Raw genomic sequence first — 23,809 nt, forward strand, 5'->3', positions numbered from 1 at the left:
GTCCGGGTGGGCCAGAAGAGGTCCTGAACCCGGTTTCGACCGGACCACGACAGGACGTCGACGGGCGCGGGCGAGCGTGGGGGCATGGATGCGCACGAGTCGGTGCCCCCGGTCCGCAAGTCCGTCGACGTCCCCGTCTCCGCCGAGCGCGCCTTCGCCGCGTTCACCGGGCGTCCGACCGACTGGTGGCCGGAGAGCCATGTCCTGGTCGCCGCGCGGGAGGCCGTGGTCTTCGAGCCGCGCGTGGGCGGCCGCTGGTACGAGCGGGCGGCGGACGGTTCCGAACGGGACTGGGGCCGCGTCCTGACGTGGGAGCCGCCCCGCCGGATCGCGCTGTCGTGGCGCGTGGACGGCGACTTCCGGCCGATCGACGACGACGAGCGGGCCAGCCGCGTCGTGGTGACCTTCACCTCCCGCGGCCCCGAGTCGACCTCCGTCGAGCTGGCCCACGTCGAGCTGGACCGGCACGGCCCGGCGGCCCGCGGGATCCGCGCCGCGATCGAGGGCCCGAGCCCCGGCGAGACGCTCGCCCGGTTCGCGGCGGCCGTCGCCCCGCGGACCACTCCGCGAAACAGCCCTCACAACGGCCTTGGAGGCACAGCAGATGCATGAGCACGAGCCGAGCGGCCCGGCGTTCCCGTGGCCCCGCCGCTGCCCGTTCGACCCGCCCGAGCCGCACGGCGAGTACCGCGACCGGCCGGGGCTGACCAAGGTCCCGATCGCCGCGGGCGGGCAGACGTGGGTCGTCACCCGCTACGACGAGGTCCGGGAGGCCCTCAACGACGAGCGGCTCAGCAACGACCGCGGCGACCCGGGCTTCCCCGCGCCGTTCCCGATCCCGAAGGACTTCACGCTGAACTCCTCGCTGCTCGGCATGGACCCGCCGGTGCACACCGACTACCGCAGGCGGGTCGCCAAGGACTTCACCGTCCGCCGGGTCAAGCTGCTGCGCCCGCGCGTCCAGGAGATCGTGGACGAGCGGATCGAGGAGCTGGTGCGGGCGGGCCCGCCGCAGGACCTGCTCGCCGCGTTCGCGCTGCCGGTGACGATCTCGGTCATCATGGAGCTGCTCGGGATCCCGTCCGGCGACCGCGACTTCCTGCACGTCCGCACCCGCGTCATGTTCGGCGGCACCGCCACCGCGGACGAGCGCAAGACCGCCGTCAACGAGCTGGACGAGTACTTCCGCGAGCTGGTCGCCCGCAAGTACGACGCCCCGGGCGACGACCTTGTCGGCAAGCTGACCGGCGCGTTCCCCCGGGCCGGGGAGTTCGACGAGCTCGTCCACCTGACCCGGCTGCTGTTCAACGGCGGCCACGAGAGCACCGCCAGCATGATCGCGCTGAGCACGCTGGCGCTGCTGCGCCATCCGGGCCAGCTCGACCTGCTGCGCAAGGACCCCGAGCTCGCGCCGCCCGCGGTGGAGGAGCTGCTGCGGTACCTGAGCGTGACCGACCTGACCACCGCCCGCGTCGCGGGCGCCGACCTGGAGATCGGCGGGACGCGCGTCGCGGCGGGGGAGGGCGTCTTCCCGCTCACCGCCGCCGCCAACCGCGACCCCGAGGCGTTCGAGCGCCCGGACGAGCTGGACATCACCCGCGGCTCCCGCAAGCACCTGGCGTTCGGGCACGGGCGCCACCTGTGCCTGGGTTCGGAGCTGGCCCGGCTGGAGCTGGAGGTCGTGTTCCGCACCCTCTACGACCGGCTGCCCGGCCTCGCGCTCGCGGTCCCGTTCGAGGACCTCGCCTTCAAGGACGGCGGGCTCGTGTACGGCGTCGAGAAGCTCCCCGTGACCTGGTGACCCCGTCTGGAGTGAGAAGCATGACCATGACCATGGCAGACACGCGGGCGGCGCTCGGCACGGCCGCCGGGCTCGCCGCCGGGCGGGCCGCCGAGGCCGACCGCACGGGCCGTCTCGCGCCCGAGGTCGTCGAGGCGCTGGCCGCCGCGGGCCTCCCGCGCCACTTCGTGCCCGAGCGCTGGGGCGGCGCCGCGGCGACGTTCCGCGAGGCGACCGACGCGGTCGCTCGGGTGGGCGAGGGCTGCGCGTCCGCCGCCTGGTGCGGGGCGATGTTCGCCTACACCGGGCGGTTCGCCGCGCACCTGCCGGACGAGGGCCAGCGGGACCTGTGGGGCGAGAGCCCCGACGCGCTGCTGGTCCCCGGCCTTGTCCCGGCCGGGGAGGCCGAGCGCGCCGACGGCGGCTTCGTGCTGCGGGGCCGGTGGCGGTACGTCAGCGGCGTGGAGTTCGCGGACTGGGCGCTGATCGCGGGCCCCGCGCCCGGCGGCCTGGAGCCGCGCTTCTTCGCGGTGCCCCGCGCGGACTTCGAGGTCGAGGAGACCTGGGACGCGGTGGGGATGCGCGCCACCGGCAGCCACACGCTGGTCGTCCGCGAGGCGTTCGTGCCCGAGCACCGGTCGGTGCCGTTCAAGGAGGTCATGGGCGGCATCAACCATGTCTCCGCACTGCCGCAGCACACCGTCCCGCTGCCCGCCGTGGGCGGGCTGACCTGCATCTCGGCGCTGCTGGGCGCCGCGCGCGGGGCGCTGTCGTCCGCGGTGGCCGCCGCGGCCGCCAAGCGGGCCGGCGGCGCGCCGCCCGACGCCGCCGCTGACCTGGCCATCGCGACCGCCGCCGCCGAGATCGACGCCGCGTGGCTGCTCCTGGACCGGGTCGTGTCCGTCCTGGACTCCGGCGAGGGCCGCGCCCGCGCGTTCCAGAACGCCAACCACGCCTCCTACGCGGCCGGACGGCTGGTGGACGCGGTCAACGCGCTCATGCGGTCCGCGGGCACCGCAGCGCAGGACCGCGGAAGCGACCTGCAGCGCTTCTGGCGGGACGTGACGGTCGGCTGCTCGCACGCCGCGCTGCGGCCCGAGCGCGCCGCGCCGGGATTCGTCCAGTCGCTGGCCGACCGGACGTGAACGCGGCGGCGGATGTGAACGCGACGGAGAGGGAGACCACGATGGACATCGGAGTGGCACTGCCCACCATGATCCCGGACGTCCGGGGGCACGAGCTGCTGGACTGGGCGCGCAAGGCCGACGCGGGCGGGTTCTCCGCCCTCGGCGTCCTGGACCGCCTGGTCTACGGCAACGACGAGCCGCTCGTCACGCTGGCCGCCGCGGCGGCGGTGACCGAGCGCGTGCGGCTGACGACCTCGATCCTCATCGCCCCCTGCCGGGGGAACACCGCGCTGCTGGCCAAGCAGGCCGCGTCCGTCCACCACCTGTCCGGCGGCCGGCTCGTCCTCGGCGTCGCGGTCGGCGCCCGGCCCGACGACTACGCCGCGTCCGGCGCCGCGTTCGGCGACCGGGGCCGGCGGCTGGACGGGATGCTCGCCGACCTGCGCGGGACGTGGGCGGGCGGCGAGATCGGCCCGCCCCTGCCGGGCGGCGGGCCGGAGATCCTCGTCGGCGGCCGCGCCCCCGCCGCGCTGCGCCGCGCCGCCGCGCACGGCGACGGGTACATGGGCGCCGCCGGGCCGCCGCGGATGTTCGCCGAGCGCGCCGAGGAGGTCCGGCGCCTCTGGGCGGAGGCGGGGCGCCCCGGACGGCCGCGCATGGTCGCGCAGTCCTACTTCTGCCTCGGGGCGGGCGCCGAGGAGAACGTCCGCGCGCACCTCGGCGACTACTACTCCTTCGCGGGACGGCTCGCCGAGATGATGATCAGCGGTGCGCTCACCGCGCCGGAGACGCTGCGCGACGCCGTGGCGGGCTACGCGGCCGCGGGCTGCGACGAGCTGATCCTCATCCCCTGCTCCGCCGATCCAGGGCAGCTGGAGCTGCTCGCCGCCGCGCTCGGGGAGGCGGCATGACGGCCCCCGCGTCCCCGCCCTCGGCGCGGCGCCGGACCGTCATCACCGGGGTCGGTGTCGTCGCGCCCGGCGGGATCGGCGCCGGGCCGTTCTGGGACCTGATCAGCTCGGGGACCACGGCGACCCGCCGCATCACCCAGTTCGACGCCAGCGCGCACCGCTGCCAGGTCGCCGCGGAATGCGACTTCGACCCGGCCGCGAGCGGCCTCACCCCCCAGGAGATCCGCAGGACCGACCGGTTCGTGCAGCTGGCCAAGGTGTCGGCGGACGAGGCGGTGCGCGACAGCGGCCTGGAGATCGACGGCGCGGTGGCCGAGCGCACCGGCGTCGCGATGGGCAGCGCGGTCGCCGGAACCAAGAGCATGGAGCAGGAGTACGTCGTGCTCAGCGACGGCGGCGCCGACTGGGTCGTGGACCCCGCCTACACCAGCCCCCACATGTACGACTACTTCCTGCCCAGCTCGGCCGCGGCGGAGGTGGCGCTGACCACCGGCGCGCGCGGCCCGGCGACCGTGGTGTCCACGGGCTGCACCTCGGGCATCGACGCGGTGGCGCACGCCGCCGAGGTCATCCGGGACGGCTCCGCCGACGTGGTGGTCACCGGCGGCAGCGACGCGCCGATATCGCCGATCACGGTCACCTGCTTCGATGTGATCAAGGCCCAGTCCGTCTACAACGACGACCCGGAGCGCGCGTGCCGGCCCTTCGACCGCACCCGCCGGGGCCTGATCCTCGGCGAGGGCGCGGCGGTGCTGGTGCTGGAGGAGTACGAGCACGCCCGGCGGCGCGGCGCCCACGTGTACGCCGAAGTGGCGGGCGCCGCGTCCCGCTGCAACGCCTTCCACATGACGGGCCTGAAGCCCGACGGGCGGGAGATGGCCGAGGCGATCACCGCCGCGCTGGACGAGGCGCGGATGAACCCCGGGGACCTCGACTACGTCAACGCGCACGGCTCGGGCACCAAGCAGAACGACCGGCACGAGACCGCGGCGTTCAAGCGCGCCCTCGGCGAGCGCGCCCACCGGATCCCGGTCAGCGGCATCAAGTCGATGGTCGGCCACTCGCTGGGCGCCATCGGCTCCATCGAGATCGCCGCGTGCGCGCTGGCGATGGAGCACGGGGTCGTCCCGCCGACCGCCAACCTGCGCGAGGCCGACCCCGAGTGCGACCTGGACTACGTGCCGCTCGTGGCGCGCGAGCACCGCATCGGCGGGGCGCTGACCGTGGGAAGCGGGTTCGGCGGCTTCCAGAGCGCGATGGTGTTCCGCGACCCGGAAGGGAGGACGCGATGACCGGCGACGTCGTGGTGACCGGCCTGGGGGTGACCGCCCCCAACGGCATCGGCGCGGACGAGTACTGGGGGGCCTCGCTGCGCGGGGAGCCCGGCATCGGGCCGATCACCCGGTTCGACACGGACGGGTACGCGGTGGGCGTGGCCGGGGAGATCCCCGTCTGCGCCGCCGAGCAGGAGCTGCCCGAACGGCTCATGCCGCAGAGCGACCGGACGACGAGGCTCGCCCTGGTCGCCGCCGACGAGGCCCTCCAGGACGCCGCCGTGAAGCCCGGCGACCTGCCCGAGTACGCGATGGGCGTCGTCACGGCCAGCACGTCCGGCGGCCTGGAGTTCGGGCAGCGGGAGCTGCAGAAGCTGTGGGGCCAGGGCTGGGAGCACGTCAGCGCCTACATGTCGTTCGCGTGGTACTACGCGGTCCACACCGGCCAGATCTCCATCAAGAACGGCATGCGCGGCCCCGGCGGCGTGCTGGCCTCCGAGCAGGCGGGCGGGGTGGACACCCTCGCGTTCGCCCGCCGGAAGATCCGCGCCGGGACGGCGGTCATGGTGGCGGGCGGGGTGGACGGCACGCTCTGCCCGTACGGGCTGGCCATCCAGGCCGCGAGCGGGGAGCTGAGCGCCCGGACCGAGCCGGAGGCGGCCTACCTGCCGTTCGACCGGGACGCGTCCGGTTGCGTGCCGGGCGAGGGCGGGGCGATCCTCATCGCCGAGAGCCGCGCCGACGCCGAGGCGCGCGGCGCCCCCCGGGTCTACGGCGCGATCGCGGGCTGCGGGTCGGCGTTCGACCCGGAGCCGGGCTGCGCGGACGGGCTGCTCAGGGCGGCCCGCGCCGCGCTCGCCGACGCCGGGGTCCCCGCGGACGCCGTCGATGCCGTCTTCGCGGACGCGGCGGGCGTCCCGCACCTGGACCGGGCCGAGGCGGCGATGCTCGCCCGGCTGTTCGGGCCGCGCGGCGTGCCCGTCACCGCGCCGAAGTCGATGACGGGCCGGCTGCTGTCCGGCGGTGCCGCGCTGGACATCGCCACCGCGCTGCTGTCGCTGCGCGACGGCGCGATCCCCCCGACCGCCAACGTGGACGGCGACCGGGTGGACGAGCGCCTCGACCTGGTGACGGGAGGGCCGCGGCATGGGCGCGTCGGCACGGTGCTCGTCCTCGCCAGGGGGCGGGGCGGGTTCGCCTCAGCCGCCGTCCTGACTCAGCCGCCGTCCTGACGCAGCCGTAGGAAGGATCTCCATGCCCGGCCCACAGCCGCCGATCGAGCCGTACCGCGTCGCGGTCCCGCAGGACGACGTCGACGACCTGCGCCGCCGCCTGCGCGCGACCCGGTGGGCGCCCGACCTGCCCGGCACCGGGTGGGCGCGCGGCGTCCCGACCGCCTACCTGCGCGAGCTGGCCAGGTACTGGGCGGAGGAGTACGACTGGCGCCGGCACGAGGCGGCGCTCAACGAACCGCCCCAGTTCACCACCGAGATCGACGGCGAGAACGTGCACTTCCTGCACGTCCGGTCCGCGAACCGGGACGCGACGCCGCTGGTCCTGCTGCACGGCTGGCCGGGCTCGGTCGTCGAGTTCACCGGCCTGGCCGGCCGGCTGCGGGACGCCTTCCACCTGGTGGTCCCGTCGCTGCCCGGATACGGCTTCTCCGGCCCCCTGCGCGGCACCGGATGGACCGACGGGCGCTCGGCCGCCGCGCTCACCGAGCTGATGGCCCGCCTCGGGTACGCCCGGTACGGGGTGCAGGGCGGGGACGTCGGGGCCTTCATCGCCCCCCTGATGGGACGCGCCGCGCCGGACCGGGTCCTGGGCGTCCACGTGAACGCCCTGGTCACCGTCCCGCCGGACGACCTCGACCCGGCCGAGCTGACCGAGGGCGAGCGCAGGCGCCTGGAGGGGCAGCGGGAATGGCGCGAGAACACCGGCGCCTACCTCCAGCTCCAGGGCACCCGCCCGCAGACCCTGGCGCACGCGCTCCACGACTCCCCGGCCGGTCAGCTCGCCTGGATCGTCGAACGGTTCAAGGAGTGGACGGACCCGGCGAAGGACCTCCCCGAGGACGCCGTCGACCGGGACGCGATCCTCACCGACGTCAGCGTCTACTGGTTCACCGGCACGGCGGGCTCGTCCGCGCACACCTACTACGAGCGGTTCAACGACCGGTCCATGTGGGCGCCGCGGGAGCGCTCGGCCGTCCCGACCGGGGTGGCGGTGTTCCCGACCGACCACAGCATCCGGCGCTTCGCCGAGAAGACCGACACGATCGTCCGCTGGACCGAGTTCGACCGCGGCGGCCACTTCGCCGCACTGGAGGTCCCGGACCTGCTCGCCGCCGACATCCGCACGTTCTTCGAGGAGCTCCCCCATGACCGCTGAGATGACGGTCGCGCCCGAGCCGGTGGTCGAGCGGCTGGCCGACGGCGTGTACGCCTACGTCCAGCCGGACGGCGGCTGGTGCCTCAACAACGCCGGGATCATCGCCGCCGGCGGCGAGACGGCGCTGGTCGACACCGCCGCCACGCAGGCGCGGGCGCTGCGCCTGCGGGACGCGGTGCGCGAGATCACCCCCGCCCCGCCGCGCTTTGTGGTCAACACGCACTTCCACGGCGACCACACGTTCGGCAACGCCGTCTTCACGCCGGAGGCGACCGTCGTCGCCCACGAGGGCACCCGCGCCGACGCGATCGCCGCCGGCCTGCACCTGACGGGCCTGTGGCCGGACGTGGAGTGGGGCGAGCTCACCCTGGAGCCGCCCTCGCTCACCTACGCCGACGCGATGACCCTGCGGGTGGGCGGCGTCCGCGCCGAACTGCTGCGGCTCGGGCCCGCGCACACCGCCGACGACACCGTCGTCTGGCTGCCCGAGCAGCGGGTGCTGTTCGCCGGCGACCTGGTGATGTCCGGCGTCACGCCGTTCTGCATGATGGGCTCGGTCGAGGGCTCGCGCCGGGCGCTCGCCCGGCTGCGCGACCTCGGCCCCCGGACCGTGGTGCCCGGCCACGGGCCGGTCGGCGGCCCCGAGCTGCTGGACGAGGCGGACCGCTACCTGGCCTGGGTCCAGCGGCTGGCCCGCGACGGCCTCGCCGCCGGGCTGTCCCCGCTGGAGACCGCGCGCCGCGCCGACCTGGGCGGGCACGCCCGCCTGCTCGACTCCGAGCGCCTCGCGCCCAACCTGCGCCGCGCCTGCGCGGAGGAGCGGGGCGCGCCGCCCGGCGAGCGGATGGACGTGGAAGAGCTGTTCGGCGAGATGATCGCCTTCAACGGCGGTCCGCCGTCCTGCCGAGCCTGACCGGGAGGGTGAGCGTGCAGCGGATCCTCATCGCCAACCGCGGCGAGATCGCCGTCCGGATCGTCCGCGCGTGCCGCGACGCGGACCTCGCGGCCGTCGCCGTGTACGCCGAGCCGGACCTGGACGCGCCGCACGTCCGGATGGCCGACGAGGCGTACGCGCTCGGCGGCCGGACGGCGGCGGAGTCGTACCTGGACATCGACCGGCTGCTCAAGGCCGCCGCCGAGGCGGGCGCGGACGCCGTCCACCCCGGGTACGGGTTCCTGTCGGAGAACGCGGCGTTCGCGCGGGCCGTCATCGGCGCCGACCTGGTGTGGATCGGGCCGCCGCCCGCCGCGATCGAGGCGCTCGGGGACAAGGTGCGGGCCCGGCGCATCGCCCGCGAGCAGGGCGCGCCGCTCGTGCCCGGCACGCCGGGCCCGGTCGCGGACGCGGCGGAGGCCGTCGCTTTCGCGCGCGAGCACGGCCTGCCGGTCGCGATCAAGGCCGCGCACGGTGGCGGCGGCCGCGGGCTGAAGGTGGCCCGCACCCTGGACGAGGTGCCCGAGCTGTTCGACTCCGCGGTCCGGGAGGCCGAGGCGGCGTTCGGGCGCGGCGAGTGCTTCGTCGAGCGCTGCCTGGAGCGGCCCCGGCACGTGGAGACCCAGTGCCTGGCCGACGCGCACGGCGGGGTCGTCGTGGTGTCCACCCGCGACTGCACCCTCCAGCGCCGCCACCAGAAGCTGGTCGAGGAGGCGCCCGCCCCGTTCCTGGACGAGGAGCAGCGCGAGCGGCTGTACGCCTCGTCCAAGGCGATCCTGCGGGCGGCGGGGTACCGGGGCGCCGGGACGTGCGAGTTCCTGGTCGGGCAGGACGGCGCGCTGTCCTTCCTAGAGGTCAACACCCGCCTCCAGGTCGAGCACCCGGTCACCGAGGAGGTGACCGGCATCGACCTGGTGCGGGAGATGTTCCGCATCGCCGAGGGCGAGCCCCTCGGCTACGGCGACCCGGCCCCGCGCGGCCACGCGTTCGAGTTCAGGATCAACGCCGAGGACCCGGGGCGCGGGTTCCGCCCGGCGGCCGGGACGCCGACGGCGTGGCGGCCGCCGTCCGGGCCCGGGGTCCGCCTGGACAGCGGGTTCGAGGAGGGCCAGACGGTCTCCGAGCAGTTCGACTCGATGATCGCCAAGCTGATCGTGACGGGCGCGTCCCGGGAGCGGGCGCTGGAGCGGGCGCGCCGCGCGCTGGCCGAGTTCGAGGTCGCCGGGATCCCGACCGTCCTGCCCTTCCACCGGGCCGTCGTCCGGGACCCGGCCTTCACCGGCGAGCCGTTCGCCGTGCACACCCGCTGGATCGAGACCGAGTTCGCGGCGCCGATCCCGCCGGGCCCCGATCCCGCCGAGCCCCTGGACGCGCCCGGACGCGAGACCGTGACCGTCGAGGTCGCCGGGAAGCGGATCGAGGTCGTCCTGCCCAAGGAGGAGGACGACGGCACGGGCGCAGCCGTCCCGGCGCCCGCCAGGCCGTCCTCGCCGAAGCGCGGAGGGCGGCGCAGGCGGGAGGCCGCCCCCCTTGAGCAGGACGGCGACGCCCTCGTCAGCCCCATGCAGTGCACGATCGTCAAGGTCGTCGCGGAGGACGGCGCCGAGGTCGCCGCCGGTGACACCGTCGTCGTCCTGGAGGCCATGAAGATGGAGCAGCCCCTGGCCGCCCACAAGTCCGGCACCGTCTCCGGCCTCACCGCCGTCCCCGGCCAGCCCGTCACCAGCGGCGCCACCATCTGCACCATCGCCTGACTTCCCGCCCGGCGCTGGCCCGGATGATCCGTCTCGGGCCCGCGTGTGCTGCAATGGGCGGCAGGGCGAGGTCCGGCCCGGAGTCGAGGAGAGGGCGCGATGAGCGGCACGAACACCGAGGTATGGATCGCGGCCAACGACGGTCAGGACATGATCCGTGCCGACGCGATCGTCGTCCTGCGCCTGGACGAGAGCGGACGGCTCACGGCGCAGCTGCGCGACGAGGCGCGGATCACCGTGACCCTCCTGGAGGGCTCCTCCCATGACCAGCCGCCGAAGGACTTCCATCGGCAGCTGATCCAGAAGGTCGCCGAGCTCGCGGACTCCAGCGGCGCGCGGCTGATGTACGCCCAGCACGACGGCGGCACCTGGCGGTGGATCACCGAGCGGCTGTAGGAGCCCGGCGGGTCATTCGTCGAGGGGGAGGCGCTCGATGGCCCTCTGGTGGTCCTGCTCGGTCGGACGGCTGTAGCGGCGGGCCGTCTCGACGGAGTGGCCGAACAACTCGGCCACGACGCCGATGTCGGTGCCCTCCCTGGCCATGATGGTGCCCGCGGTGTCGCGCAGGACCCGCGGGGTGAACGCGCCGTGGCGGCCGAGCGGGATGCCCGCGGCGTCGGCGATGGCGCGCAGCGCGGTGTGGGCCGAGCGCACCGACAGCCGGCCGCCGCGATGGTTCAGGAACAGCGCGCCGGTGTCGGCGCCCTTCCAGCCCGCGCGCTCGCGTATCCACTCCTCCAGGACCGCGCGCAGCCGGGGATGCAGCGGGATCCGCCGCCTCCTGCCGTCGCGGACGCTCAGATGGGCCCCGCCGCCGTGGACCTGGACGTCCCCGACGTCCAGGTCGATCGTCTCGCCGATCCGGGTGCCCGCGTAGAACGCGGTGAAGGCGATCGCCCGGTCGCGCAGCGGCGCCCGGTCCGCCTCGCGGAGCAGCCGGAGCCGGTCGCCCTCGCCCAGCGTCCGGGGGGCGGACGGGGGGACGGCGGCCCGCGCGGTGGCGGCCGGGCCCAGCCCGCGGCGCCGGTAGAAGTCGTCGATCGCTGTCAGGTGCGCGTTGATGGTGGCGGGCCTGCGCCCGGCCTCGGTCTCCAGATGGGCGCGGTAGGCCCGCGCGGCGCCGTCGCGCGCGTCCGGGTCGCCGAGCGGGTCGCCGGTGACCGCCCCGCCGGCGAGCGCGGCGGCGAGCCAGGCCAGGTACTGGCGCACGCGGGAGCGGTAGACGCGCACCGAGGCGGCGTCCAGGGCGTCGCCCGGCCGGGCGATGAGCTCCTCGTAGTCGGCGAACACGTCCGCGACCGCCTCGGGCAGCGCGGTCGGCCGCGCGCCGGAACGCCGCCCGCCACCGGGGCGCGCGCCCTTCGGCGTCCGGCCCGGGGGAGGAGCGGCGTTGGAAGGCACCCGCCCAGCTTACTTCCGATATTTCGTGGTATCTGAAGTTAGCGGGTAGACTGGGGGACATCCGGCACGACGCGACCTCGTCTTGAGGCCGATCCGCCATACCGGCTCACCCCCAGAGGGGGATGCATGCCGATCCCGGGCCGCTCCCGCGTCCCCGTCCGGCCCGTCACGAGATCCGCGGTCCGGACCTCCCGGATGGGCCGTGCCGGGCCCGCCTCCGTCGCCGGGCTCGCCGTCATCGTGTTCTCGGTGTTCCTGGGGACCACCACGACGCTGACGGCGGTCATCATGGCGGCGGCCACCGTCGTCGCGGGAACCGTCCTGCTCATGCTGGTCTACGGCACCGGCCGCCTGCACAGGCGCCCGCGCCCCCTCCCGGTCTTGCGCCGGGACACAGCGCCCCGGACCGTCCCGCCCACCGCCGAACGGAGATCACCATGACCACCCCGAAGGCATTTCCCCCGCAGGCCCGCACCGAGGTGCACATGACCGTCCTCCGACAGGCCGGCCACGCCGTCGTCAAGCCGCACGGCGAACTCGATATCGCCACCGCGCCCGCGCTGCGGGAGCGGCTCACCGGCCTTCTGCGCCCCGGCATCCGGCTGCTGGTCCTCGACCTGTCCGGCGTCACGTTCTGCGACGCCGCCGGGCTGGCCGTGCTGGTCGGGACCCGGCGCCGCGCCAACCCCCGGGGCATCGTCATGCTGCTGGCCGCCCCCGGCCCCCAGGTCCTGCGCGTGCTGCGCGCGACCGGCCTGGAGCGCAGCCTCCCCGTCCGCGCGACGGTGGCCGAGGCGCTCGCCGAGCCCGTCCCGGACGAGGTGGCCGGCAGCCGGTCGCCCCTCTCCGCCTCCGCCGTCCGTTGAGCCCGGCCGCGCGGACCCCCGCGAGCGGGCTGACGCTCGGCGTCATCGGACGATCGGGCAAGGAGAACGAGCGACGGCTGCCGATCCACCCCCGCCACCTCCGGCGGATCGACCCCGACCTGCGGTCGCGCGTCTACCTCGAAGCCGGGTACGGCGCGGACTTCGGCGTGTCGGACGAGGCGCTGGCGCCGCACGTCGCGGGCGTGCTGCCGCGCGAGGAGGTCATCGCCCGGTGCGACGTCGTCCTGCTGCTGAAGCCGCAGCCCGCCGACCTCAAGGAGCTGCGCCCCGGCCAGGTCCTGTGGGGCTGGCCGCACTGCGTGCAGGACCCCGAGGTCACCCAGGTCGCGGTCGACAACCGGCTGACCCTGATCGCCTTCGAGGCCATGAACCACTGGACGGCCGACGGCGGGTTCAGCCTGCACGTCTTCCACAAGAACAACGAGCTCGCCGGCTACTCCTCGGTGCTGCACGCCCTCGCGCTCACCGGCGCCACGGGCGCCTACGGCCGGCGGCGCCGCGCGGCGGTCATCAGCTTCGGCGCGACGGCCCGCGGCGCGGTCACCGCGCTCAACGCCCACGGCGTGCACGACGTCGACATCCTCACCCACCGCGGGGTCAGCGCGGTCGCCTCGCCGATCCACTCGGCGCGGATCGTCCACTTCGACCGCATTCCCGGCGACCCGTCCCGGACCGTCACCCTCACCGAGGACGGCCCCGTGCCGACGGCCGCGTTCCTCGCCCAGCACGACATCGTGGTCAACTGCGTCCTTCAGGACACCGCCGCACCGCTGATGTTCGCCGATGTCGCCGACCTGCCGGTCTTCGCGCCCGGCACCCTCATCGTGGACGTCTCGTGCGACGCCGGCATGGGCTTCGAGTGGGCCCGGCCGACCTCGTTCACCGACCCGATGTACACGGTCGGCGACAACGTCCGCCACTACGGCGTCGACCACAGCCCGTCCTACCTGTGGGACTCGGCGACGTGGGAGATCAGCGAGGCCCTCCTGCCGCACCTGCGGACGGTCCTCGCGGGCCCGGCCGCCTGGGCGGACGACAAGATCGTCCGGAGTGCCGTGGAGATCCGCGACGGCGTCGTGCGGAACCCGGCGATCCTGTCCTTCCAGCACCGCTCCGCCGAGTACCCGCACACGGTCGTCCGGACGACCTGACGGCCGCGCGATGACGGTGCTGGACGAGCTGGCGGAGATCGGCCGGTGGTGGGAGCTGGCCGGGCCGGCGCGCGAGGCCGTCCGCCGGATCGCCGGCGGCCCGTCCGACCAGGCCGGCTTCACCGACAACCCGTACTGGGACATCGTCCGGCAGCTCCCCTCGCTCGACGGCGGGCGGCACGGCCCGCGCCCGGACGGCTTCGCCCGCGGGCTGCCCGTCGGCCACCACGCGCTGACGAAGCGCTACGCCTGGGCGATCCCCTCGCCGGGGGACATCGCCTGGCTCGCCGCGGTCCTCGGCCCCCGCGCCCTGGTCGAGATCGGGGCGGGCTCGGGCTACTGGGCCTGGCAGGCGCGGCAGGCCGGGATCGACGTCATCGCCTACGAGCCCGCCGATCCCCTGGCCAACGCCTACACCGACGGCATCGAGTACTTCCCGCTCCGGCCGGGCGACCACACCGCCGCGCGCCGCCATCCCGACCGGGCGCTCCTGCTGTGCTGGCCGTCCGGCGACGACCCGTGGGCCTCGCAGGCCCTGCGCGCCTACACCGGCGACATGGTCGTCTACATCGGGGAGCGGCGGGGCGGACGCTGCGCGGACGACGGCTTCTTCCAGCGCCTCGGCCGGGAATGGACCGCCGTCGGCGCCAGCCCGCACCACGTCTCCTGGCGGTACCTCGACAGCACCGCCACGGCCTACCGCCGGACGGCCCGCCGCGCCTGGCGGCGGGCGCTCAGAAATGGCCCTGCAGGTCGGCCAGCAGCAGCCGCTTGGACTTGGCGCCCACGATCTGCCGGACGACCTCGCCGTCCCGGTAGAGGTTGAGCGTGGGGAAGCCCATGACGCCGTACCGCGCCACGATCTCCGGGTGATCGTCGCCGTTCAGCTTGGCGACCGTGAGGCGGTCGCCGTGCTCGGCCTCGATCTGCTCAAGGATCGGCGCGACCATCTTGCAGGGGGGACACCAGTCCGCCCAGAATTCGACCAGGACGGGCTTGCCTGCGCGGAGCACCCGCTCGTCGAAGCTCTCGGTGGTCAGCGTGATCATCGGTTCCCTCCAGGGTCCGCACGCAGCCCGGGCAGGCGCGTGACAGCTGATCGGCCACTTCGGCCCGCCGCCTGACGAGGGTGCGGATGTCGGCGTCGATCTCGGCGAGCTTGCGCCGGTAGACGGCGACGGACTCCGGGCACGCGGCGCCGGCCTCGTGGCCCGCCCGCAGGCAGTCCACGAAGGGCCGGGTGTCCTCCAGCGTGAAGCCCGCCGCCGATAGCGAGCGGATCTCCGCGACCAGCCGCAGGTCGGACTCCTCGTACTCCCGGTAGCCGTTGGCCGCGCGCCGCGCCGTGAGCAGCCCCTGCTGCTCGTAGTAGCGCAGCGTGCGCGTGCTCACGCCGGCCCGCGCGGCCAGCTCGCCGATCCGCATCCGGTCCCCTCCTCGTTCAGTGGCCGAGGACGACGCTAACCCTTGACGCCCGCGTCAAGGTCAAGCCCCCGGACGGCTCAGCCCGCGAGCCTGATGCCCTCGCGGCAGGCGTCCAGGAAGGCGAGCCTGCCCGCGGGGAACCTGCCGCCCCCCTTGATCCCCTCGTTGTAGGACTTGGAGCAGAAGTCGTCCGGCAGGCCCCGCTTCTCGTAGACCGCGGCCATGCCCGCGGCCAGCTCGACCATCTGCTTGCGGGTGTACTTCCTGCCGTTGGGGTCGATCATGACGACCTGGGAGCCGGTGATCTTCGGCCGCTCGGTCGGCGTCCGCCGCGGGCTCTGCTCCGGCGACGCGGCCGCAGGGGAGGACGGGACGGGCGCGGGCGCGGGCGTGCCGGAGCCCGCGCCCGCGGCGGGCGCGGAGGCGGCCGGCGCCGAGGCGGTGGGCGCGGCGGAGGGCTTGTCATCGTCGCAGGCCGCCGCGCCCAGGGCCGCGATGCCCAGGGCCGCGGTGGCCAGCACGGTCGCGATGTTCTTGATCACAATCCCCTAGATCCTGGACGAAACCTGGACGGACCCTAGCAGGCACCGGACCGGCCGAGAGGGGTGCACCATAGGGGCATGACGCCCCTTCCCCTCGGCCCCGACGAACTGCTGACCACGACCCGCGCGGTGCGCCGGCGCCTGGACCTAGCCCGTCCCGTCCCGATCGAGCTCGTGCGCGAGTGCCTGGAGATCGCCGTCCAGGCGCCGAGCGGCAGCAGCCGGCAGTGGCTGCACTGGGTCGTGGTCACCGAGCCCGAGGTCCGCGCGGCGATCGGCGGCTACTACCGGCGCGCGTTCGCGGAGCACGCCGCGTCCGGGGCGACGGCCGCCGCCCTGTACGAGGACGACCCCGCCCGCGCGGAGGCGCAGCGCCGCGTCGCCGCCAGCGCCGCCCACCTCGCCGAGCACATGGGCGAGGTACCGGTGCTGGTGGTCCCGTGCCTGCGGCTGGACACCGGCGGCCTGCCGGAGGGCAACCAGGCGGGCCTGTGGGGATCGCTGCTGCCCGCCGCGTGGAGCTACGCCCTCGCGGCGCGCGCCCGGGGGCTCGGCACCGCCTGGACCTCCCTGCACCTGGCCTACGAGAAGGAGGTGGCCGAGCTGCTCGGCCTTCCGGCCGACGTGCGGCAGGGCGCGCTGATCCCGACCGCCTACTACACCGGCGACACCTTCCGCCCCGCCCCGCGCGCGCCCATCGACGAGATCCTCCACCTCGACCGCTGGTAGCGGCACCCGGCCCCGCCCATGCCACCCTGCCCCGGACAAGCGCGATGCGCAGGACCCCAGGGATCGTCCCTGGGGTCCTGCGTGTGACCCGTGGTCCCCGAGTCACGGGTCACGGTCTCCTCTTGGGGGACGCGTGCTCAGCGGCCTGGGATGCCGCGGGCTTCGGCTTTGCTGTCGAAGGCCGCTTTGAAGGTGAGCGGGCCGAAGTCGCCGTCGACCCCGATCCCCTTCTTGGCCTGGAAGTCCCGCACGGCCTTGGCGGTGTCGGGCCCGTATTTGCCGTCGACCTTGAGGCCGGGACGCGGGAGCAGGACCTTCAGCGCGTACTGCGCGCCCTTGATCTGGTTGGTGCGGCGGTCGTTCAGCTTCAGGACGCCGAAGTCGGTCCTGATCACGACCCAGGTCCCGGCGTCGATCACGCCGGTATCGGGCAGGTCCCTGGCACGCTGGTAGCGCTTGACCGCCTCGGCGAAGTCCGCCGTGTACTCGTCCCCGCCGGGCGTCCCGGGCGCGCAGCCGTTGAAGAAGCCCCACTGGGTCAGGAAGCACCGCACCGCCGCGACCCGGTAGCCGCGGTCGCCGACCTTCAGCTCGACCCAGGGCGCCGCCTCGATGGCCCGCGTGACCACCGGGTCGGTCGGCCCGTCGGCGTGCGCCGCACCGGCCGCGCCGAGTCCGGTGCCGGCGGCCAGCGCGATGGCCGCCAGGCCGATGGCCGCATGTGACACGACTGTCATGGAATTCCCCTTGTCCGTCTCGGCTGATCTCTCGGTGTGCGGGGCTCGGCTTCGGGATGTTCAGCGATGTCGGCCCCGTTCCCGCTGGGTTCAACTCTCGCGTTCCGCGGACCTGCCGTACATGACACGCAGTGAACAGTCCTTAACCTTGAGTGCCTTCTCGGTAGTCGCGGGGAGACGTGCCGTAGGCGCGGCGGAACGCCCGGGAGAAATCGGAGGCGTGCGCGAATCCCCACCGCGCGGCCAGGGCCTGCACGGGGGTGGCGCGCTGGGTGGGGTCGGCGAGGTCACAGCGGGCGCGCTCCAGCCGCTGGGTGCGGATCCAGGCGGCGACGGTGCGGCCGTCACGGCGGAACAGCCGGTGCAGGTAGCCCACCGAGATGTGGTGCGCGGCCGCGATCGTTCCCGGCGTCAGGTCGCGGTCGCCCAGGTGGGCGAGCACGAACGCCTGGATCCGCAGGATCAGCGCCCGGCTGTGGGTCTCCTCGGGCAGCAGGTGACCGGCGTCCAGCTCGTGGGCGAACATCGCGGCCACCAGGTCACGGAGCACCTCCCCCAGACGCGGGGCGTCAGCGGGCCCGAAGGCGCCGGGCTCGCGCAGGACGCGCCCGATCACATCGGTGATCATCCCGCCGAAGCCGGTGTCTCCCGGCAGTGGACCGGCCAGCAACGGCGCCACCGCGTCCTCGCTCAGCCCCAGCACGGACTTGGGGATCGCCAGCCCGACCGCGGACGGACTGCGGTGGCCCTGGCCCACCGACCACAATGAGTGCGGGCGGCAGGAATCCTGCACGATCCACTGCCCTGCGGCCGCCGCCACCTCGCGGCCGGACTGCTCGGCGCCGATCCGGCCACGCCTGCACAACTCCAGCGTGTAGACGCCGTCATCGGCCTGCCGGATCATCCGCGGTGTACGGATGGCATGGATCGAGGGAACACTGGTGTGGGCCACCGTGGCGGCGCCCAGCCGCGCCGTGCGCAGCGTGAAACCGTAGTCGGCGGCGTGGTCGGAACGCACCTGGTAGGGGCACGGCATCCCGGCCACCAGGTCACACCAGGCGTCGAACCGGTCCCTGGCCTGGTAGTCCTCAGCGCGGAACACCGTCGCGATCACGCGAGCCCACCCCCACCACCGCGGCGGCCAACGGCGGCGCCGGCCGAGGACGCCCGGTCGAGGATGTCGTCGTCGCCGGGGGGCGGTTTGCGGCTCATGGCCGGGCCTCCGGATCTGTGTGGGGGGCAGGTCAAAGAGTGGCCCCCTCCACTCGAAACTCCGGAGGGTGTTGAGTCAACTACTTACGGTCCACATTCCGGTATCCGCGACCTGCGGGCCGGGCCCGCGCGAAGCGGCGCACGACCGGCGGCGCCCGGCGCTGCTGATGCCGTCGATCGTGGTCGTGCTGATGATCGTGAGCGCCGCGTCCGGCTTCCTCGCGTCCCGGTAGGACGCCGGCTCGTCCTGGACCGAGTGGTTCACCGCGTCCAGTGCGCGGGCCAAGCGCCCCAGGACGGTTCGTTGTCGCGGATGGCCACGCCCGCGTAGAGGAGGGCTTGGCCGGTGGGCCTGGGCGGCAGGTCGGGGTGCCAGTGCGCGGCCGGCGTGATGCCGGGGTCGAGCAGCCGGAACGGGGCGAAGAGCCGTTCGAGTTCGGCGGCGGGGCGGGGGATGAGCGGCGTGGCGCAGGCGTCGCGGTAGAGGCGGGCCGCCTCGGTGACGGCGACGGGCGCGAAGTCGGCGGTGGCGTGCGAGATCACCAGCGCGCTGCCCGGGGCGGCGGACGCGGTGAGCGCCGCGACCGGGCCGGACGGGTCGGGCAGGAAGTGCAGGACGCAGGACAGGATCAGCGCCACCGGCTCGGCCGGGTCGATCAGGCGGCGCATCTCGCGGCTGCCCAGGATCGCGGCGGGCTCGCGGAGGTCCGCCCGGAGCGCGGCGATGTTGCCGTCGTCGACCAGCAGCGCGCGGGCGTGCGCGATGACGAGCGGGTCGTGGTCGACGTACAGGACGCGGGTGCCCGAGATGTGGCGGGCGGCCATCTGGTGCACGTTGTCGGACGTGGGCAGCCCGCAGCCGAGGTCCACGAACTGGCGGATGCCGCGTCCGGCGAGCGTGCGGACGGCGCGGGCGAGGAACGCGCGGTTGCCGCGCGCCGCCGCGGTGGCCCGCGGCAGGACCCGCAGGATGCGGTGCGCGAGGTCGCGGTCGGCCGCGTAGTTGTCCTTGCCGCCGAGGAAGAAGTCGTGGACGCGCGCGGTGCCCGGCCGGTGCAGCAAGAGCGGCTCGCCCCCTCCCACGGCCGCTTCCTCCGGAGAGCTGAGGGCGGGGGTGCTCATGGGGCGGTCCACGCCACCGGCAGTGCGGTGGGTCCGCGCATGACGAGCCCGGTCTTCCAGCGCAGCTCGGCCTCGGGCACCGCGATCCGCAGCCCGGGGAAGCGCTCCAGCAGGCCGCCGAACGCCGCCCGCAGCTCCAGCCGGGCCAGGTGCGCGCCGACGCAGTGGTGCAGCCCGTGGCCGAAGGCCAGGTGCGGGTTGTCCGCCCGGTCGAGGACGAGGTCGTCCGGGTCGGCGAACACCGCCGGGTCCCTGCTCGCCGCGGGCCGCGCGACCAGCACGGTGTCGCCCGCGCCGATCGCCGCGCCGCCGAGCGTCACGTCCTGCGCGGCGATCCGGGGGAGCCCGGTCTCCGAGCCGAGCGGGGTGTACCGCAGCAGCTCCTCGATCGCCGCCGGCAGCAGGTCCGGGTCCCCGGCCAGCCGCCGCCAGCGCTCGGGGCGGCTCAGCAGCGTGTAGGCGAAGTTGGTGATCTGGGACGCGGTGCTCTCGTGGCCCGCGACCAGCAGCGCGACGCCGAGGTGGACGAGCTCCCGCTCGCTCAGGCCGTCCTCCCCGGCCAGGGCGGACAGCAGGTCGGCGGCCGGCTCGGCCCGCCGCCGCTCGATCAGCCCTGCGAGGTAGCCGTCCAGGTTCCGGCGGGCGTCCTGGATCTGCTCCGGGGTGTGCGCGGTGACCGACAGGAACGCCTCCGACCAGCTCTGGAACCGCTCGCGGTCCTCGATCGGGACGCCGAGCAGCTCGCAGATGACCGTCACCGGGAGCGGCAGGGACAGCCGCTGGACGGGGTCGGCGGGCTCGCCGCCGGCGGCCATGCCGTCCAGGAGCCCGGCGGTCAGCTCGCGGACCCGGGGCCGCATCCGCTCCACCCGGCGGTGGGTGAAGGCGCCGGCGACCGTGCGGCGCACGCGGGTGTGCTCGGGCGGGTCCATGTCGATGATGAACGTGGGCTCGCCGTCCGCGACCGCCAGCGCGCGGCTGAAACGGGGGTCGGAGTAGACCTGGCGCGCCTCCTCCCAGCCCGTCACCAGCCAGGCGCGCCCTCCGTCCGCGAGGGTGATCCGCGTGACGGGGGCCTTGGCGCGCAACCGGGCGTACTCGGGATCAAGGTCGAGGCGTTCTCGGCGGAACTCCACCAGGGACGGCCAGCGTGTCGTCATGTCGCTTCACCTATCGCCTTCACCAGGAGCGGGAGCGGTGCCGGTGGCTCGCTTCCGACGTTAGGCGGCCACGGTCCGCTCATGGTGGGTTCGCCCGGGGGGCCGTCCGCGGATGGTCCCCGGCGTGGCCGCATCGGGCCATTCGCGTTTGACCACGGTCACCGGGTCCCGGGAGCCGGGGGTGAGGGCCCGCAGGAACGCGGCGGGGAAGCAGGCCGTCGCGCAGCGCACACGCCCGGCGGAGTCCTGGGCTCAAGTGGCCGTTACCGGCCATGACGGCGACCTGACCGGGTGTGCGCGTCCTCGGGGCGGGATCAGGGACCGGGCGCGGGGTCCCGCCACATGAGCCACACCGGGGGACAGGCCTTGCCGGGCAGGGGCAGCTCCCGCGTCACCCGGAAACCGAACCTCTCGTAGTAAGGAACGTTCCGTTCCTTGGACGATTCGAGGTAGGCGGCCACGCCCTCCGCGTCGCAGCGGTCCAGCCGCGACCGCAGCAGCGCGCCGCCCAGGCCGTTCCCCTGCGCCGCCGGATCGGTGCCGAGGACCGCCAGGTACCAGTGCGGCTCGGGCGGATGGTGCCTCTCGATCTCCCCGAGCGCGCGCAGCGCGGCGGGCATCCGCGTTCCGAGGACGCGCAGCAGCGGCAGCGTCTGCGCCGCCTGCTTCCCCGCCGATACGCGCCAGTGCCCGGGCGGGTCCCACAGCGCGGCCGCCTCGATCTCCGCGCCGCGCCCGGCCGTCTCGGTGGCGCCGTGCGGGAGGTGGATCTTCCGCAGGGTGAGGCCGAACAGCCCGGACAGCCGCCGCACGCGCGAGCGCTCGTCCGGCAGCAGCCACGCCCAGAACGGGTCGTCGTCGAACGCCCGTCCGAGGACGGCGGCGATGGCGGCCGTGTCGGCGCCGGCCGCCGCGCGGACCACCGGGGACGGCTGGGGGTGAGACGCCATGGCACGGCCTTCCTGTCGGACGCGCCGATCCTCACCGAGCCGCCGTGCCGCCGTCAAGGACGCCGCGGCGCGCGGTCCGGGTCCGCGGCGCCCGGGCGGCTCAGTCGGGGATCAGGCGGGCGCGGACCGCGCGCCGGTCCGCCCGCGCGCGGCCGAGCTCCTCCAGGACGAGCGCCGCGCCGATGCCGAGCAGCCAGGAGTCCTTGGCGAGCGGGATGCCCTGCTGCGTGGGGCGAAGGCCGCCCTCCTCGCGCATCCCGGGCAGCCTCAGGTACAGGCCCGTCAGCCCGCCCGCGAACGCCGTGAGCGCCGCGCCCGCCAGCAGCGAGGGCACGAACGGCACCGCCAGCGCGGCGCCGATCGCCACCTCGGCCCTGCCGACCTTCCTGGTGAAGTCCTGGGCGTCCTCGGATTCCAGGAACGGGTAGGCGGCCTTCGCCGTGCCGTGGACGTACTGGGCCGTCTCGTCCTCGCCCTTGAGCTTGGACAGCCCGGAGTTCAGGACGAAGGCGCCCACGATCAGCCGGACGGGCAGCTGGTGCGTGCGGGCTGTGAATCGCATCGTTCCCCACATCGGTCAGGAGGCATCGGGCGATCAGATCATTCCCGCCGCCCGCCCGCTACACGTGAAGCGCCGGTCAAGACTCGGAATCCCCCGGCCCCGCCCGCGGCCGCCGGGCGGCTACCACGGCGGGCGCAGCCCCCGGCGGCGTGCTGCTCCCGGCGGCGGAGCGCGGGTGTCTCCGGCCGTCCGACGACCGCCCCGGGACCGTCTCGCCACCATCTGGGTGTCCGAGCAGAAGCGGAAGAAAGCCAGAGGCGAGCAGATGTCGGTCACGCAGCACCACGCCCCCGCCACCGCGCAGCGATGGCGGCCGAGGCCGTCCACCCGCAAGGCGATCACGGTCGTCCACATCGCCGCCTCCGTCGCGCTGCTGGGCGAGGTGTGGGGGCTGGTCGTGCTCAACCTGTGCGCGACGCTGACCGACGACGGCGCGCTCGCCCACGCCGCCTACCGGCTCATGGGCGTGCTGGTGTTCGCCGGTGGCATCCCGCTCAGCCTCATCTCGCTCGGCAGCGGGATCGCGCTGGCGCTCGGCAGCCGGTGGGGGCTGCTGCGGCACTACTGGGTGTTCGCGAAGCTGCTCCTGCTGATCGGCGTCATCCTCTGCGGGATGCTGCTGTTCCAGCCGGAGGCCATGACGGAGGCCACGCGGGACGGGTCGCGGCCGTCCGGGCGGCAGTGGGCCCAGGTCGCGGTCGTGTCCGGCCAGCTCACCATGCTCCTCACCGCCACGGCCCTGTCGGTGTTCAAGCCCCGCGGCCGCATCCGCCGCCGGAGCGGCCGGCCATGACCCGCGCGACCGGCGACCGGACGGCCCGCGCATCCCGCGCGGGACGGTGGTCAGGCGGCGCGCTCCTCCGCCAGCCGCTCCGCGACCGTCCGCAGCGCCTCCACGCACGCCTCCACGGCCGGGCGGGCCTCGCCGGTGCGCCACACCGCGTAGATCTTCCGGCGGATGACCGGGCGGGTGGCGAGTATCCGGACCCCGTCCGGGACCGGGTCGCGGCCGAGCCGGGGGACCAGCGCGGCCGCGAGGTCGGCGGCCACGAACGCGAGCTGGGTCGGGTAGTCGGCCGCGTTGCAGGCGAAGTCCGGCTCCAGGTTGTGCTCGCGCAGCGTCTGGACGAGCTGGCGCTCGCAGGTGCCGCCCGCCGTCCAGGCCGCCCACCGCATGCCGCGCACCTCCGCCAGCTCGACCGCGCGGCGGCGGGCGAGCGGATGCCCGGACGGCAGCGCCAGGTCGATGACGTCGGACGCCAGCAGCGCGTGCGACACCGAGGCCGGCATCGGCGTCGGCATCGTGTCCCAGCTCTCGACCACCGCGACGTCCAGGTCGCCCCGGGCGAGGGCGGGCAGGACGGTCTCGACCTCGCCCTCCAGCAGCGTCGGCGACAGGCCGGGATGGCGCTCGCGCAGCACCGTCAGCGCCTCGGGGAGCACCGAGCGCGCCGCGGTCACGAACGAGCCCAGCCGGACGGGGCCGACGGCGTCCTCCCGCAGCCCGTCCAGGTCGGCGCGGGCCGCCGCGAGCTGCGCCAGGACCCGGGCCGCGTGCCCCGCGAGGACGTGCCCGGCGCGGGTGAGGCGCACGCCCCGCCCCTCGGGTTCGAGCAGGCGGTGCCCGGTCTCGCGCTCCAGCTTGGCCAGCTGCTGCGACACCCCCGAGGGCGTCACGTGCAGGGCCTCGGCCGCGGCGGCGATCGAGCCGTGCACGAAGACCGAGTGCAGGGCCCGAAGGCGCTCCAGATTCATCGTCA

General features: G+C 74.9%; 28 protein-coding genes. 17 read left to right on the forward strand and 11 right to left on the reverse strand.

What is annotated here, in order from left to right; translation table 11 throughout:
* Window positions 1-84 precede the first annotated feature (84 nt).
* From E1298_RS15455 to E1298_RS15500, 10 genes are all read left to right on the forward strand, one after another.
* Window positions 85-612 carry an SRPBCC family protein gene (locus tag E1298_RS15455; RefSeq protein WP_131893711.1) on the forward strand — a complete coding sequence of 176 codons (528 nt, stop codon included), beginning with the start codon at window positions 85-87 and terminating at the stop codon, window positions 610-612.
* Window positions 605-1,801, forward strand: coding sequence for a cytochrome P450 (locus E1298_RS15460; RefSeq protein WP_131893713.1), 1,197 nt, complete (start codon window positions 605-607; stop codon window positions 1,799-1,801). Before E1298_RS15455 ends, E1298_RS15460 begins: the two co-directional genes overlap by 8 nt.
* Window positions 1,802-1,827: 26 nt before the next feature.
* The gene (locus E1298_RS15465; RefSeq protein WP_207944642.1) at window positions 1,828-2,925 is read left to right on the forward strand and encodes an acyl-CoA dehydrogenase family protein; all 1,098 of its coding nucleotides are present in this window, start codon (window positions 1,828-1,830) and stop codon (window positions 2,923-2,925) included.
* 41 nt (window positions 2,926-2,966) lie between these two features.
* Complete coding sequence (locus E1298_RS15470; protein ID WP_131893717.1) at window positions 2,967-3,818, forward strand: LLM class flavin-dependent oxidoreductase; 852 nt, start codon at window positions 2,967-2,969, stop codon at window positions 3,816-3,818.
* Complete coding sequence (locus E1298_RS15475; protein ID WP_131893719.1) at window positions 3,815-5,110, forward strand: beta-ketoacyl-[acyl-carrier-protein] synthase family protein; 1,296 nt, start codon at window positions 3,815-3,817, stop codon at window positions 5,108-5,110. Before E1298_RS15470 ends, E1298_RS15475 begins: the two co-directional genes overlap by 4 nt.
* A complete protein-coding gene (locus tag E1298_RS15480) occupies window positions 5,107-6,324 on the forward strand; it encodes a beta-ketoacyl synthase N-terminal-like domain-containing protein (RefSeq protein ID WP_131893721.1) in 1,218 nt (405 codons plus the stop codon). Before E1298_RS15475 ends, E1298_RS15480 begins: the two co-directional genes overlap by 4 nt.
* Before the next feature lie 22 nt (window positions 6,325-6,346).
* Complete coding sequence (locus tag E1298_RS15485; protein WP_131893723.1) at window positions 6,347-7,483, forward strand: epoxide hydrolase family protein; 1,137 nt, start codon at window positions 6,347-6,349, stop codon at window positions 7,481-7,483.
* Window positions 7,473-8,396, forward strand: a complete 924-nt coding sequence (locus E1298_RS15490; protein WP_243725607.1) for an MBL fold metallo-hydrolase — start codon at window positions 7,473-7,475, stop codon at window positions 8,394-8,396. Before E1298_RS15485 ends, E1298_RS15490 begins: the two co-directional genes overlap by 11 nt.
* 14 nt (window positions 8,397-8,410) lie before the next feature.
* Entirely contained in the window at window positions 8,411-10,171 is a 1,761-nt protein-coding gene (locus tag E1298_RS15495; RefSeq protein ID WP_131893725.1) for an acetyl/propionyl/methylcrotonyl-CoA carboxylase subunit alpha, read from the forward strand.
* Window positions 10,172-10,270: 99 nt separating this feature from the next.
* Entirely contained in the window at window positions 10,271-10,567 is a 297-nt protein-coding gene (locus E1298_RS15500) for a hypothetical protein (protein WP_131893727.1), read from the forward strand.
* A gap of 12 nt (window positions 10,568-10,579) precedes the next feature.
* On the opposite strand, the gene E1298_RS15505 is transcribed toward E1298_RS15500, so the two are convergent.
* Window positions 10,580-11,572, reverse strand: a complete 993-nt coding sequence (locus E1298_RS15505) for a tyrosine-type recombinase/integrase (RefSeq protein WP_131893729.1) — start codon at window positions 11,570-11,572, stop codon at window positions 10,580-10,582.
* 126 nt (window positions 11,573-11,698) lie between these two features.
* Here E1298_RS15505 and E1298_RS48100 point away from each other — a divergent pair, with 126 nt between their 5' ends.
* From E1298_RS48100 to E1298_RS15520, 4 genes are read left to right on the forward strand one after another with little or no spacing between them, the layout of a single operon-like run.
* A complete protein-coding gene (locus E1298_RS48100) occupies window positions 11,699-12,013 on the forward strand; it encodes a hypothetical protein (protein ID WP_165975472.1) in 315 nt (104 codons plus the stop codon).
* Window positions 12,010-12,438, forward strand: coding sequence for an STAS domain-containing protein (locus E1298_RS48105; protein ID WP_165975473.1), 429 nt, complete (start codon window positions 12,010-12,012; stop codon window positions 12,436-12,438). Before E1298_RS48100 ends, E1298_RS48105 begins: the two co-directional genes overlap by 4 nt.
* Window positions 12,435-13,610, forward strand: a complete 1,176-nt coding sequence (locus tag E1298_RS15515) for a N(5)-(carboxyethyl)ornithine synthase (protein ID WP_207944643.1) — start codon at window positions 12,435-12,437, stop codon at window positions 13,608-13,610. The genes E1298_RS48105 and E1298_RS15515 overlap by 4 nt, the downstream gene beginning before the upstream one ends.
* A gap of 10 nt (window positions 13,611-13,620) precedes the next feature.
* Window positions 13,621-14,436 carry a hypothetical protein gene (locus E1298_RS15520; protein ID WP_131893733.1) on the forward strand — a complete coding sequence of 272 codons (816 nt, stop codon included), beginning with the start codon at window positions 13,621-13,623 and terminating at the stop codon, window positions 14,434-14,436.
* Here E1298_RS15520 and trxA read toward each other — a convergent pair.
* The 3 genes from trxA to E1298_RS48110 all read right to left on the reverse strand — a co-directional run bounded on the left by trxA (window position 14,345) and on the right by E1298_RS48110 (window position 15,577).
* Complete coding sequence (gene trxA, locus E1298_RS15525; protein WP_131893735.1) at window positions 14,345-14,659, reverse strand: thioredoxin; 315 nt, start codon at window positions 14,657-14,659, stop codon at window positions 14,345-14,347. The genes E1298_RS15520 and trxA overlap by 92 nt on opposite strands.
* Window positions 14,541-15,035 carry a MerR family transcriptional regulator gene (locus tag E1298_RS15530; protein ID WP_131893737.1) on the reverse strand — a complete coding sequence of 165 codons (495 nt, stop codon included), beginning with the start codon at window positions 15,033-15,035 and terminating at the stop codon, window positions 14,541-14,543. The genes trxA and E1298_RS15530 overlap by 119 nt, the downstream gene beginning before the upstream one ends.
* Before the next feature lie 77 nt (window positions 15,036-15,112).
* On the reverse strand, window positions 15,113-15,577 hold the full coding sequence (locus tag E1298_RS48110) for a hypothetical protein (protein ID WP_165975474.1): 465 nt from the start codon (window positions 15,575-15,577) through the stop codon (window positions 15,113-15,115).
* Window positions 15,578-15,655: 78 nt separating this feature from the next.
* On the opposite strand from E1298_RS48110, the gene E1298_RS15540 reads away from it, so the two are divergent.
* Entirely contained in the window at window positions 15,656-16,306 is a 651-nt protein-coding gene (locus E1298_RS15540) for a nitroreductase family protein (protein ID WP_131893739.1), read from the forward strand.
* Between the two features lie 137 nt (window positions 16,307-16,443).
* Here E1298_RS15540 and E1298_RS15545 read toward each other — a convergent pair whose 3' ends face one another.
* Window positions 16,444-17,043: a peptidoglycan-binding domain-containing protein gene (locus E1298_RS15545; RefSeq protein ID WP_131893741.1), complete on the reverse strand. Its 600-nt coding sequence runs from the start codon at window positions 17,041-17,043 to the stop codon at window positions 16,444-16,446.
* 142 nt (window positions 17,044-17,185) lie between these two features.
* Window positions 17,186-18,157 (reverse strand): helix-turn-helix domain-containing protein, encoded by a 972-nt coding sequence (locus E1298_RS15550; protein ID WP_131893743.1) that lies wholly within the window; start codon window positions 18,155-18,157, stop codon window positions 17,186-17,188.
* 169 nt (window positions 18,158-18,326) lie between these two features.
* Here E1298_RS15550 and E1298_RS48115 point away from each other — a divergent pair, with 169 nt between their 5' ends.
* Window positions 18,327-18,488, forward strand: coding sequence for a hypothetical protein (locus tag E1298_RS48115; protein ID WP_165975475.1), 162 nt, complete (start codon window positions 18,327-18,329; stop codon window positions 18,486-18,488).
* A 28-nt stretch (window positions 18,489-18,516) separates the two neighbouring features.
* Here the strand turns inward: E1298_RS48115 and E1298_RS15555 are convergent, their stop codons facing one another.
* From E1298_RS15555 to E1298_RS15570, 4 genes are all read right to left on the reverse strand, one after another.
* The gene (locus tag E1298_RS15555; protein WP_131893745.1) at window positions 18,517-19,377 is read right to left on the reverse strand and encodes an SAM-dependent methyltransferase; all 861 of its coding nucleotides are present in this window, start codon (window positions 19,375-19,377) and stop codon (window positions 18,517-18,519) included.
* Window positions 19,374-20,537 carry a cytochrome P450 gene (locus E1298_RS15560; RefSeq protein ID WP_131893747.1) on the reverse strand — a complete coding sequence of 388 codons (1,164 nt, stop codon included), beginning with the start codon at window positions 20,535-20,537 and terminating at the stop codon, window positions 19,374-19,376. Before E1298_RS15560 ends, E1298_RS15555 begins: the two co-directional genes overlap by 4 nt.
* Window positions 20,538-20,851: 314 nt before the next feature.
* A complete protein-coding gene (locus E1298_RS15565; RefSeq protein WP_131893749.1) occupies window positions 20,852-21,487 on the reverse strand; it encodes a GNAT family N-acetyltransferase in 636 nt (211 codons plus the stop codon).
* Window positions 21,488-21,587: 100 nt separating this feature from the next.
* Complete coding sequence (locus tag E1298_RS15570; RefSeq protein WP_131893751.1) at window positions 21,588-22,049, reverse strand: hypothetical protein; 462 nt, start codon at window positions 22,047-22,049, stop codon at window positions 21,588-21,590.
* A 226-nt stretch (window positions 22,050-22,275) separates the two neighbouring features.
* Here E1298_RS15570 and E1298_RS15575 point away from each other — a divergent pair, with 226 nt between their 5' ends.
* Window positions 22,276-22,842: a DUF2269 domain-containing protein gene (locus tag E1298_RS15575; protein WP_165975476.1), complete on the forward strand. Its 567-nt coding sequence runs from the start codon at window positions 22,276-22,278 to the stop codon at window positions 22,840-22,842.
* A gap of 50 nt (window positions 22,843-22,892) precedes the next feature.
* Here the strand turns inward: E1298_RS15575 and E1298_RS15580 are convergent, their stop codons facing one another.
* Window positions 22,893-23,804, reverse strand: coding sequence for a LysR family transcriptional regulator (locus E1298_RS15580; protein WP_131893776.1), 912 nt, complete (start codon window positions 23,802-23,804; stop codon window positions 22,893-22,895).
* Window positions 23,805-23,809: the final 5 nt, after the last annotated feature.

It is taken from the genome of Actinomadura rubrisoli, assembly GCF_004349215.1.
Lineage (GTDB): Bacteria > Actinomycetota > Actinomycetes > Streptosporangiales > Streptosporangiaceae > Spirillospora > Spirillospora rubrisoli.

Coding starts and splice junctions, on each gene's coding strand:
- E1298_RS15455 (WP_131893711.1), top strand. CDS start 85: ATGGATGCGCACGAGTCGGTGCCCCCGGTCCGCAAGTCCGTCGACGTC.
- E1298_RS15460 (WP_131893713.1), top strand. CDS start 605: ATGCATGAGCACGAGCCGAGCGGCCCGGCGTTCCCGTGGCCCCGCCGC.
- E1298_RS15465 (WP_207944642.1), top strand. CDS start 1,828: ATGACCATGGCAGACACGCGGGCGGCGCTCGGCACGGCCGCCGGGCTC.
- E1298_RS15470 (WP_131893717.1), top strand. CDS start 2,967: ATGGACATCGGAGTGGCACTGCCCACCATGATCCCGGACGTCCGGGGG.
- E1298_RS15475 (WP_131893719.1), top strand. CDS start 3,815: ATGACGGCCCCCGCGTCCCCGCCCTCGGCGCGGCGCCGGACCGTCATC.
- E1298_RS15480 (WP_131893721.1), top strand. CDS start 5,107: ATGACCGGCGACGTCGTGGTGACCGGCCTGGGGGTGACCGCCCCCAAC.
- E1298_RS15485 (WP_131893723.1), top strand. CDS start 6,347: ATGCCCGGCCCACAGCCGCCGATCGAGCCGTACCGCGTCGCGGTCCCG.
- E1298_RS15490 (WP_243725607.1), top strand. CDS start 7,473: ATGACCGCTGAGATGACGGTCGCGCCCGAGCCGGTGGTCGAGCGGCTG.
- E1298_RS15500 (WP_131893727.1), top strand. CDS start 10,271: ATGAGCGGCACGAACACCGAGGTATGGATCGCGGCCAACGACGGTCAG.
- E1298_RS48100 (WP_165975472.1), top strand. CDS start 11,699: ATGCCGATCCCGGGCCGCTCCCGCGTCCCCGTCCGGCCCGTCACGAGA.
- E1298_RS48105 (WP_165975473.1), top strand. CDS start 12,010: ATGACCACCCCGAAGGCATTTCCCCCGCAGGCCCGCACCGAGGTGCAC.
- E1298_RS15520 (WP_131893733.1), top strand. CDS start 13,621: ATGACGGTGCTGGACGAGCTGGCGGAGATCGGCCGGTGGTGGGAGCTG.
- trxA (WP_131893735.1), bottom strand. CDS start 14,659: ATGATCACGCTGACCACCGAGAGCTTCGACGAGCGGGTGCTCCGCGCA.
- E1298_RS15530 (WP_131893737.1), bottom strand. CDS start 15,035: ATGCGGATCGGCGAGCTGGCCGCGCGGGCCGGCGTGAGCACGCGCACG.
- E1298_RS15540 (WP_131893739.1), top strand. CDS start 15,656: ATGACGCCCCTTCCCCTCGGCCCCGACGAACTGCTGACCACGACCCGC.
- E1298_RS15545 (WP_131893741.1), bottom strand. CDS start 17,043: ATGACAGTCGTGTCACATGCGGCCATCGGCCTGGCGGCCATCGCGCTG.
- E1298_RS15555 (WP_131893745.1), bottom strand. CDS start 19,377: ATGAGCACCCCCGCCCTCAGCTCTCCGGAGGAAGCGGCCGTGGGAGGG.
- E1298_RS15560 (WP_131893747.1), bottom strand. CDS start 20,537: ATGACGACACGCTGGCCGTCCCTGGTGGAGTTCCGCCGAGAACGCCTC.
- E1298_RS15565 (WP_131893749.1), bottom strand. CDS start 21,487: ATGGCGTCTCACCCCCAGCCGTCCCCGGTGGTCCGCGCGGCGGCCGGC.
- E1298_RS15570 (WP_131893751.1), bottom strand. CDS start 22,049: ATGCGATTCACAGCCCGCACGCACCAGCTGCCCGTCCGGCTGATCGTG.
- E1298_RS15580 (WP_131893776.1), bottom strand. CDS start 23,804: ATGAATCTGGAGCGCCTTCGGGCCCTGCACTCGGTCTTCGTGCACGGC.